The 9,940-nt window shown below is 55.8% G+C and carries 6 protein-coding genes; 4 read left to right on the forward strand and 2 right to left on the reverse strand.

All coding sequences use genetic code 11. From position 1 onward, the window contains the following. Positions 1–159: 159 nt before the first annotated feature. The 4 genes from CKW23_RS04945 to CKW23_RS04960 all read left to right on the forward strand — a co-directional run bounded on the left by CKW23_RS04945 (position 160) and on the right by CKW23_RS04960 (position 5,157). Positions 160–1,710, forward strand: a complete 1,551-nt coding sequence (locus tag CKW23_RS04945) for an MBOAT family protein (RefSeq protein WP_095067141.1) — start codon at positions 160–162, stop codon at positions 1,708–1,710. Positions 1,711–1,720: 10 nt separating this feature from the next. Further along, complete coding sequence (locus tag CKW23_RS04950; protein WP_095067142.1) at positions 1,721–2,896, forward strand: alginate O-acetyltransferase; 1,176 nt, start codon at positions 1,721–1,723, stop codon at positions 2,894–2,896. A gap of 12 nt (positions 2,897–2,908) precedes the next feature. Continuing rightward, positions 2,909–3,577: an alginate O-acetyltransferase AlgF gene (locus CKW23_RS04955; protein WP_025258713.1), complete on the forward strand. Its 669-nt coding sequence runs from the start codon at positions 2,909–2,911 to the stop codon at positions 3,575–3,577. A 128-nt stretch (positions 3,578–3,705) separates the two neighbouring features. Next, complete coding sequence (locus CKW23_RS04960) at positions 3,706–5,157, forward strand: mannose-1-phosphate guanylyltransferase/mannose-6-phosphate isomerase (protein WP_025258712.1); 1,452 nt, start codon at positions 3,706–3,708, stop codon at positions 5,155–5,157. 157 nt (positions 5,158–5,314) lie between these two features. Here the strand turns inward: CKW23_RS04960 and CKW23_RS04965 are convergent, their stop codons facing one another. Further along, on the reverse strand, positions 5,315–8,092 hold the full coding sequence (locus CKW23_RS04965; RefSeq protein WP_095067143.1) for an RHS repeat domain-containing protein: 2,778 nt from the start codon (positions 8,090–8,092) through the stop codon (positions 5,315–5,317). A 132-nt stretch (positions 8,093–8,224) separates the two neighbouring features. Next, positions 8,225–9,940: RHS repeat-associated core domain-containing protein (locus tag CKW23_RS26875; protein WP_305885228.1), on the reverse strand; the 1,716-nt coding region annotated here is incomplete at its 5' end.

Here is a 9,940-nt window from a genome sequence, read left to right on the forward strand (position 1 = left end):
GAACACGTAGGAGCGAATTCATTCGCGAAGATACTGACCTCTTCACGGATGAATCCGCTCCTACAGGATAGGTAGCGTTAGTGTTTTACCCCCCCGAATTTCATGGGGGGTTTGGGGGGGCTTTGAGCCCTTGAATGTTGGACAAACGGAGAGATAAGGATGGTTTTCTCATCCAACGTGTTCCTGTTTCTGTTCTTGCCGATTTTCTTCGGCTTGTACTACATAAGCGGGCAACGCTACCGCAACCTGCTGTTGCTGATCGCCAGCTACATCTTCTACGCCTGGTGGCGTATAGACTTCCTGGCGCTGTTTATCGCCGTCACTGTCTGGAACTACTGGATCGGCCTGCAGATCGGGGCCAGCGGAGTCAGGACCAAACCGGCGCAGCGCTGGCTGCTGCTCGGCGTGGGCGTAGACCTGTGTATCCTGGGCTACTTCAAGTACGCCAACTTCGGTGTGGACAGCATCAACGCTGCCATGACCTCGATGGGCCTGGAACCTTTCATCCTGACCCACGTGCTGTTGCCGATCGGTATCTCGTTCTACATCTTCGAGTCCATCAGCTACATCATCGACGTCTACCGCGGTGATACACCAGCCACGCGCAACCTGATCGACTTCGCTGCATTCGTCGCGATCTTCCCGCACCTGATCGCAGGCCCCGTACTGCGTTTCCGTGACCTGGCTGACCAGTTCAACAACCGTACGCACACGCTGGACAAGTTCTCCGAAGGCTGCACGCGCTTCATGCAGGGCTTCATCAAGAAAGTGTTCATCGCCGACACCCTGGCCATTGTCGCCGACCATTGCTTCGCGCTGGAAAACCCGACCACAGGCGATGCCTGGCTGGGTGCGCTGGCCTACACCGCACAGCTGTACTTCGACTTCTCCGGTTACAGCGACATGGCAATCGGTCTGGGTCTGATGATGGGTTTCCGCTTCATGGAAAACTTCAAACAACCTTACATCAGCCAATCGATCACCGAGTTCTGGCGTCGCTGGCACATCAGCCTCTCCACCTGGCTGCGTGACTACCTGTACATCACGCTGGGCGGCAACCGTGGCGGCAAAATCGCGACCTATCGCAACCTGTTCCTGACCATGCTGCTGGGTGGTCTGTGGCACGGCGCGAACATCACCTACGTGATCTGGGGTGCGTGGCACGGCATGTGGCTGGCGATCGAAAAAGCAGTAGGCATCAACACCAAGCCTTACAGCTTCAACCCGATCCGCTGGGCGCTGACCTTCCTGCTGGTGGTTATCGGCTGGGTCATCTTCCGCGCTGAAAACCTGCACGTTGCAGGCCGCATGTACAGCGCCATGTTCAGCTTCGGCGACTGGAACCTGTCGGAACTCAACCGTGCAAGCCTGACCGGCCTGCAAGTGGCGACGCTGATCCTGGCCTACGCAACTCTGGCGTTCTTCGGTCTGCGCGACTTCTACCAGGGCCGCTCGGAAAGCGACAAGCCCAAGGCCGACGGCCCGGCGACCGCAGAGCCCGGCACCATCAAGGCTGTACCTGGCGACGCACCTGGCAGCATCAACCTGCCTGGCTACACCGTCGGTACCAACGCCCAAGTGCAACCGGCCTACTGGACTGCCGACTGGTCTCGCTACGCCATGCGTGCGCTGATCCTGCTGCTGTTCATCGCTTCGATTCTCAAACTTTCGGCGCAGAGCTTCTCGCCGTTCCTTTACTTCCAGTTCTGAGGAGCCTGACATGACCCGTTCATTACGAATCCTCTACGTCACACTGTTCATGACCCTGCTGGTGGTTCTAGGTGCCTGGTCGTTGCGCAGCTTCAGCAACTTCTCGACCTCGGCTGAAACCACAGTGCTCGACGGCAAGTGGACCAAGGCGGCGGAAACTCATTACGACGATGAGTTCCCGATCAAGCGCCTGGGCACCAACCTCTGGGCTGCCCTGGACTTCAAGCTGTTCAACGAAGGCCGTCCAGGCGTCGTGGTCGGCAAGGACCAGTGGCTCTACACCGACGAAGAGTTCGATGCCATTGCCAATAGCGAGAAAAACGAAGCGGACAACCTGGCACTGATCCAGGGCGTGCGCGACGAGCTGAAAAAGCAGGGTACGGAGCTGGTACTGGCGATTGTTCCAGCCAAGACCCGTCTGTATCCCGAGCACATGGGCGATAAAAAACCGGCCACCTTGCACACCGACCTGTACCAGCAATTCCATGCGCAGGTCGCGCAAGCCGGCATCTTCGCCCCTGATCTGCTGGCGCCGTTGCAGGCCGCCAAGCAGAAAGGCCAGGTGTTCCTGCGCACCGACACTCACTGGACCCCGATGGGTGCAGAAGTGGCCGCGCAGCAACTGGGTGTCGCGATTTCCAGCAAGACTCCGTTGAACGGCGAACCCGAGCAATTCGTTACCCAGGCCAAGGAAGCAACGCCCTACAAAGGCGACCTGACCAACTTCCTGCCACTGGATCCGTTGTTCAGTAATTTGCTTCCAAAGCCAGATGATTTGCAACAACGCAGCACAAATCCTGTCGAAGGAACTGCTGCCGGTGATGATGCCTTGTTTGCAGACACCGAAATTCCTGTTGGCCTGGTTGGCACCAGTTACAGCGCCAACCCCAACTGGAACTTCGTCGGCGCACTGAAGCAGGCACTACGCAGCGACGTCGTCAACTATGCAGAAGACGGTCACGGACCGATTCTGCCGATGCTCAAATATCTGCAAACCGATGCGTTCAAGACCACTCCACCACAAGTGGTTATCTGGGAGTTCCCGGAGCGTTATCTGCCTGCTCATAACGACTTGGGCGAGTTCGATCAAAAGTGGATCGCCGAGTTGAAGAAGTCACGTGATAGCCAAGAGAACCTGGCCCTTAACACCAAACAATCCGAGTCGCCTGACCAGGCGCAAAACTGAGAGGACTCAATTATGACCCTACAGCACACTCCAAATCGTTCGGCCAAGAAAAGCCTGTTCAAAACCTGCGCGCTGGCTGCAACCCTGGGCCTGATGTCCCTGCAAGCCTTTGCCGGTGACTCCGCCCTCTACGGCCCGACCGCACCGAAAGGCTCGACTTTCGTGCGCGTCTACAACGCCAGCAACGCCGAGATCAGCGCCAGCGTCGGCAACACCAACCTGAACGAAGTCGCGCCACTGGGCAGCACCGCGTTCAGCTTCATGCCACAGGGCGACTACACCGCCAAACTGGGCAGCCAGACCCTGCCGGTGAAACTGGCGGGTGATCACTATTACACCATCGTCAACAACGCCAGCGGCAAGCCGCAACTGGTTGAAGAAGCTCCGTTCAAGAACAAGCAGAAGTCCCTGGTTCGCGTACAGAACCTCAGCGACAAGTCGCTGACCCTGAAGACTGCCGACGGCAAGACCGAAGTGGTCAAGACCGTAGGAGCCAAAAGCACCGGCGAGCGTGAAATCAACCCGGTCAAAGTCAGCCTGGCGCTGTACGACGGCGACAAGAAAGTTACTGACGTGAAGCCTGTGGCCCTGGAGCGTGGCGAAGCCGCCGTGCTGTACATCACCGGCAGCGGCAGCAACCTCTCGCCAGTGTGGGTCAAGCCACCAGTAGCGACTCGCTAAAGATCAAGTTGGCGGGTTCATGGCCTCTGTCAGCCACGGACCCGCCGACGCAGTACAAGAACAAGACAGAAACGACAGAAACCACGTACAGCCCTTATTGACTTATTGAATGCTATTGGAGAAACAAAATGATTCCAGTGATCTTGTCAGGCGGTAGCGGTTCACGACTCTGGCCGCTTTCGCGTAAACAATTCCCTAAACAATTCCTGGCACTGACAGGCGAACATACTCTGTTCCAGCAAACTCTGGAGCGTCTGGTGTTCGAGGGTATGCAAGAGCCCATCGTGGTCTGCAACAAGGAGCATCGTTTCATCGTAAACGAGCAGTTGGCAGCACTGGACCTCAACACCCAGGCCATCCTGATGGAGCCGTTCGGGCGCAATACCGCACCCGCCGTGGCCCTGACTGCGATGATGCTGGTCAATGAAGGCAACGACGAACTGATGCTGGTCATGCCGGCCGATCACGTGATCGAAGACCAGAAAGCCCTTCAGCGCGCACTGGCCCTGGCCACCGTCGCAGCCGAGCGCGGCGAAATGGTTCTGTTCGGCGTACCGGCCAACAAGCCTGAAACCGGCTACGGCTATATCAAGTCCACCGCCGATGCCCTGCTGCCTGAAGGCGTGAGCCGCGTATCGCACTTCGTTGAGAAGCCAGACGAAAAACGCGCTGCCGAATTCGTCGAAGCAGGCGGTTACTACTGGAACAGCGGCATGTTCCTGTTCCGCGCCAGCCGCTTCCTGGAAGAGCTGAAAAAGCACGATCCGGACATCTACGACACCTGCCTGCTGACCCTCGAGCGCAGCCAGGAAGACGCCGGTGCAGTAGAAATCGATGCCGCGACCTTCGCCTGCTGCCCGGACAACTCCATCGACTACGCCGTCATGGAAAAAACCCAACGCGCTTGCGTCGTGCCGTTGTCGGCTGGCTGGAGCGATGTCGGCTGCTGGTCGTCGCTGTGGGAAGTGCATGAAAAAGACACCAACGGCAACGTCACCAAAGGCGACGTCGTCATCCAGGACAGCCGCAACTGCATGATCCATGGCAACGGCAAACTGGTTTCGGTGATCGGTCTGGACAACATCGTAGTTGTCGAAACCAAGGACGCCATGATGATTGCCCACAAGGACAAGGTCCAGGGCGTCAAGCAGATGGTCAACACCCTCAACGAGCAGGGCCGCAGCGAAACCCAGAACCACCTGGAAGTCTATCGTCCGTGGGGCTCCTACGACTCGGTGGACATGGGCGGCCGCTTCCAGGTCAAGCGCATCTCGGTCAAACCGGGCGCCAGCCTCTCGCTGCAAATGCACCACCACCGCGCCGAACACTGGATCGTGGTATCCGGTACGGCTCAGGTAACCTGCGACGAGAACGTGTTCCTGCTGACTGAAAACCAGTCCACCTACATCCCGATCGCGTCGGTCCATCGCCTGAAAAACCCGGGCAAGATCCCGTTGGAAATCATCGAAGTCCAATCCGGCAGCTACCTGGGCGAAGACGACATCGAACGCTACGAAGATGTGTATGGCCGTTCCGGTGCGCTGGAAGCGGGCGTGAAAACGCAGACGATTGCACGTTAAAAGATAGCGGCAAGCTTCAAGCTGGAAGCTTCAAGTAACTTGAGGCTTGTAGCTTGCAACTTGTCGCTTACAGAGCAACAGGCCCTCGGCAACACCCTGCGTATCCCCATCCGCAGGGTGTTACTGGGGGTTTTTTATTGGTTCAATCCGATGCCAGTCATGCCACTCTCTGACGTTTAGCCTCTCGACGTCTCTCTCTTCGCACTCGCTTGGCCATCAGCCTTGCCGGCAGTCTTGAAGCCATGACAAGTCCAGCGTAATGGTCGGCATTCATTCTTAATAACGAAGCCCGGATTTTGGGATCACCAAATGCTTCTGTTCGACGCGCCCTTATGTCCGCATTATCATCGAGAGCCAGCATGGCATCTCGATAAGCGGACGGAGCAAACTCATGTGCCTCCGGTCCATTCAGCACGATGTACTTCAGGGTCTTTCTGATTTCTTTTGACCACTGTTTAACCACTACCGGGCTGACTTTGGCTGGAAGAAAACTCTTCCCATTGTAAAAAGCATCCACGGTGGCACTAACCGCATGAGACGCTTCATGAATCAATGTTTGGGCAATGTTCAGCGCATGATATGACTCAAGAAACGTTCTGGATATTTGCATACGGACAAACTCCCTGAGCATTTCATCACTCACATACGTTTTGGCCAATACATCAGTATCGGTATCGAAAAGCTCAAGGGATTCAGCCATTTCCGGCTTAAGGAGGGATGACAAAAAATTTTGCTGTTCGATTAGCTCTTTTCGTACTCCAGCAACAGTAGACTTCTTCAACTCCGGAGGCAGATCCCGGCCATAGGTTGCAGCAAAGGCTTTTGAAACACCATGCTCAGGGCGACTTTTGCCCAGCTCAGCGATGGTGCGTCGCAATAGCTTGGCAGACACATCAAGAGCATCTTTCAGCTTGGCTTGCTGCAGGGGGGTAAAATTGGAAAACCCCGTCGCAACAATGACATCGCGGGGATCAGCGCCTTCACTATCGGTATACCGCAGAGGTGAATTGCGAACGAAGCGGAACATATTCAAACCATCCACCACTCCCGCCGGATCAGGATTGATCCAGCGCTGCAACCACGGCGCGTAATACCGCAGGCCGTAGTAATACAACCCGGTTGCGTCTCGCTCCTTGCCTGAATAACGCACCGTCTTGTAGTTGGCTTCAATAGAATCGCGGCCAGCCCACCATGAAGTCCCACCAAATGGGTAATAACTTTCCTGGCTGATGATCTGAGCATCCTTGTCCAGCTCCAGGGTGCTTGACCCCAGATGATCGGTCAGTCTGTAACGGTATTGATCATTGGTCAGTTCGGGCGGTTTTCCGACCTGCCAGTGCAGAACACGCACGCCGTTGCGCCCGGCCTGAGCCGTGATGACCTGCAAGGTTTCACCGGTGGCGGTATCGGTGCGGATTTCCAGACCCGGCAGGTAGCGCACTTCTGCGATATGGGTGACGGCCTTGGCCTGGGTCGTGCGCACTTTGCGTAGGCGTTGGCCGCTGGCGTCGTAGATATAGCGCTCGCTGTCGTCGACGCCGGACTCGCGCACAACCGGCTTTACCTCCTGCAACTGGTTACGAAGGTCCCAGCTCAGGGTTTGCCCCGCTTGCAATGCCAGCAGGTTGCCGTTGTCATCAAAAGCTGCGGCGATGTCTTCTTCGCTGGGCGGTTGGTTATTGATCACTGGCAGGCTGCGATTGCTATGCAAAGCGGTCACCAGAGTCCGGGAATGATTTTGCGACCCGACATGAGTCAACTGCTTCAGATTGCCACCCGCATCGTAATCGTAGGTCTGCGTGTAATTGGCCAGTTGTGCGGGGTCCGCTGGGCTCTGAAAATCTGCAAAGACGGGGCCGTGATTGACCGTCGCCATCTCTCGACCCGTGGCTTCTGTCAGTTGATACAGCGTGTCGTATTGATACGTTGAAACCGGCTCGATGCGCTGATTGGCGAAGTACCGGATAGGTTGGGCACGGTCTTCGATATGAATCACGTTGCCGACCGGGTCGTAGTTGTAAGTCAGCTCCTGCAAGACCTGCCCGTTACTGCGCCTGGAACTGAGTTGCACCAGACGGCCGTCTTCGTTCTGGTACTGCGCCGTACTGATCACACCATTGCCAGCCACTTCAGATTCGACCCGGTCCTGAGCGTCGTAGTGAATATCGCTGACGATAACCTGCGACGACTTGCCCTTGAGTTGTAAGCGGCTCTCTTTCAACTGACCAGCAACAGAATGCGCCAACGCATAAACATTCCCCTGCGCATCGGTTTGCCGAATGACCTCGCCAAGCGGGTTATATGACCAGCCCGTGGTCGCACCGCTACCGGGCTCCAGCAAGGCGTCGCGCTCTGTCAGTGATTCGGGCCAGTCGGGACCGGTGAAGTCCTTGAGAAAATGCTGCGTCTGCTCAATGACTGCACCATTCAAACCGAACTCGCTATTCAGCCACGTGCCCGCCGGATCGTCATGGCGAATCAATTGACCGCACAGATTCTGATCAGCCGAATCCGGCCCCCCATAGGAAAACCGCTGCACGCACAGAGAACCTTCAGACACGGCAATCGGCCGAAGCAACAAATCGTGAACAATACGACTCACGGTTCCTCGCCCATCCCAACTTTCAACCGCCTGGCCTGCGTCCCCCGGCAGCACCAAGCGCCAGCCGGCATCGACGCTGTCACAGGCCAGCATCCGACCGCTCAAAGAGTAAGTCATCGCGAGATTGGCAGGCGCCTGGTCGGCCCATAACCTCGGGTCCCACTGAAGAGCGGCACGCCCCGCAGCATTGAAAGAGTTTCGATGGACACGAACCTGAGGCTCCTCGGCTGCATCCCTACGACAAAAAGCAACCGCGGCCAGAGGAAGGCCGCGAGGGTCCATCCTCTGTAGTTCTGGCGTATGCCGGTATAATGCGGCAGATCGACTATTCATGTTTTGTCCTTGGGGGCTCTAAGCTGCAGCTTTTATTTATAAGCCTCAAGTAGCTTGTAGCCAGAAAGTGCGTCAGCCCCCTGGCAACACCCTGCGTATCCCCATCCGCAGGGTGTTGTTGGTTTTTTTGACTCACCGCCACAACACCTCTCTACGCGGAGGATGGTCACTGCTTCTACTCCGGACCTGAACGAAGCGGTCTTTGGATAAGCTGTGAAACTTCGCACTTTCTTCAGGCGTTATTTGCGCCATGGTATAAACACCCCAGAAATCCGCGACAGTGGTCAACCATGCTCTGAATGATGGAGCGCCAGGCCCCTTGGGTTTGTACTCTTCTCGTAAGCGAATATTTTTCGCAATGGCATTCTTAATTGTATTTTTCAAAGCGTTGGTCGCGGTATCGGGCTTCATAGATACAGACACCGCGTCTTTGTCGTAATAAAAATCATCACTGGTCTGCAACTCAAGATGCGATATCTCATGTATGAGAGATCCGATTTTTGACACGGGATCTTGCACCCGAAAGTTTCCTGTAAAAAATATACGTTTGTGTGGATCATCCTTGCCCACATGCGCTAAGCGCCGCTCATTCTCGACGTCTTTCACAAAAACAAACTGCTCACGCAAGTCCCCACCTTTCTGATAGCGAGACATAGCTTTGATGAGTTTTTCGTAACTGGCAATCACATGCCCTATATAGCCTTTTGAAGCACTCAAGTCCTCAGGAGGTCGCATACCAATGAATTCGAAAAGGGAGGACGGATCATTTTTCTTCAAGCGATTCATTTCACGAGTCATCAGGAACACGCTTTTCTCGATAGCAAGATCAATATCCGCTACCAACCCCTTCTCGCCCGCTTTTTTCATCTCCTTCAAACCCCGGTATATAATCTTTCGACGTTGCTCTGTTCCTTTCTCAAATTCATCGTTAATACCTTTATACCCCCTGCCGTCACTATCAAAACCACTGCATGGGTTATTCCTGACAAAACAGAACAGATTCAACCCATCCACAGTTCCCGCCGGGTCCGGATTGATCCAACGCTGCAACCACGGCGCGTAATACCGCAGGCCGTAGTAATACAACCCGGTCGCATCCCGTTCTTTGCCGGAATAACGCACCGTCTTGTAGTTGGCTTCAATAGCATTGCGGCCAGCCCACCATGAAGTCCCACCAAATGGGTAATAGCTTTCCTGACTGATGATCTGTTCTTGAGCATCCAGTTCAAGGGCGCTTGAACCCAGATGATCGGCCAGGCTGTAGCGATATTGATCGTTGGTTAATTCAGCCGGTTTTCCGGCCTGCCAGTGCAGTACCCGGACATTGTTGCGGCCGGCCTGAGCCGTGATCACCTGCAAGGTTTCGCCGGTCGCAGTATCGGTGCGGATTTCCAGACCCGGCAGGTAGCGCACTTCTGCGATATGGGCGACGGCCTTGGCCTGGGTCGTGCGCACTTTGCGTAGGCGTTGGCCACTGGCGTCGTAGATATAGCGCTCGCTGTCGTCGACGCCGGACTCGCGCGCAACCGGCCTTACCTCCTGCAACTGGTTACGAAGGTCCCAGATCAGGGTTTGCCCAGCCTGAAGTTGCAGCAAGTTGCCATTGGCATCGAAGGCGGCAGCAATGGTGTCTTCGTCGGGTGGCTGGTTGTTGATCACCGGTAGACTTCGGTTGCTGAGCCTGGCTGTAACCAGCGTTCTGGAATGACTTTGCGACCCGACATGAGTCAACTGCTTCAGATTGCCACCCGCATCGTAATCGTAGGTCTGCGTGTAATTGGCCAGTTGTGCGGGGTCCGCTGGGCTCTGAAAATCTGCAAAGACGGGGCCGTGATTGACCGTCGCCAA

Origin of the sequence: Pseudomonas sp. Irchel 3A18 (genome assembly GCF_900187465.1) — a bacterium.
GTDB classification, from domain to species: Bacteria; Pseudomonadota; Gammaproteobacteria; order Pseudomonadales; family Pseudomonadaceae; genus Aquipseudomonas; species Aquipseudomonas cichorii.

Bases quoted from the DNA above. Each gene is read 5' to 3' on its own strand.
- CKW23_RS04945 (WP_095067141.1), top strand. From the start codon at position 160: ATGGTTTTCTCATCCAACGTGTTCCTGTTTCTGTTCTTGCCGATTTTC.
- CKW23_RS04950 (WP_095067142.1), top strand. From the start codon at position 1,721: ATGACCCGTTCATTACGAATCCTCTACGTCACACTGTTCATGACCCTG.
- CKW23_RS04955 (WP_025258713.1), top strand. From the start codon at position 2,909: ATGACCCTACAGCACACTCCAAATCGTTCGGCCAAGAAAAGCCTGTTC.
- CKW23_RS04960 (WP_025258712.1), top strand. From the start codon at position 3,706: ATGATTCCAGTGATCTTGTCAGGCGGTAGCGGTTCACGACTCTGGCCG.
- CKW23_RS04965 (WP_095067143.1), bottom strand. From the start codon at position 8,092: ATGAATAGTCGATCTGCCGCATTATACCGGCATACGCCAGAACTACAG.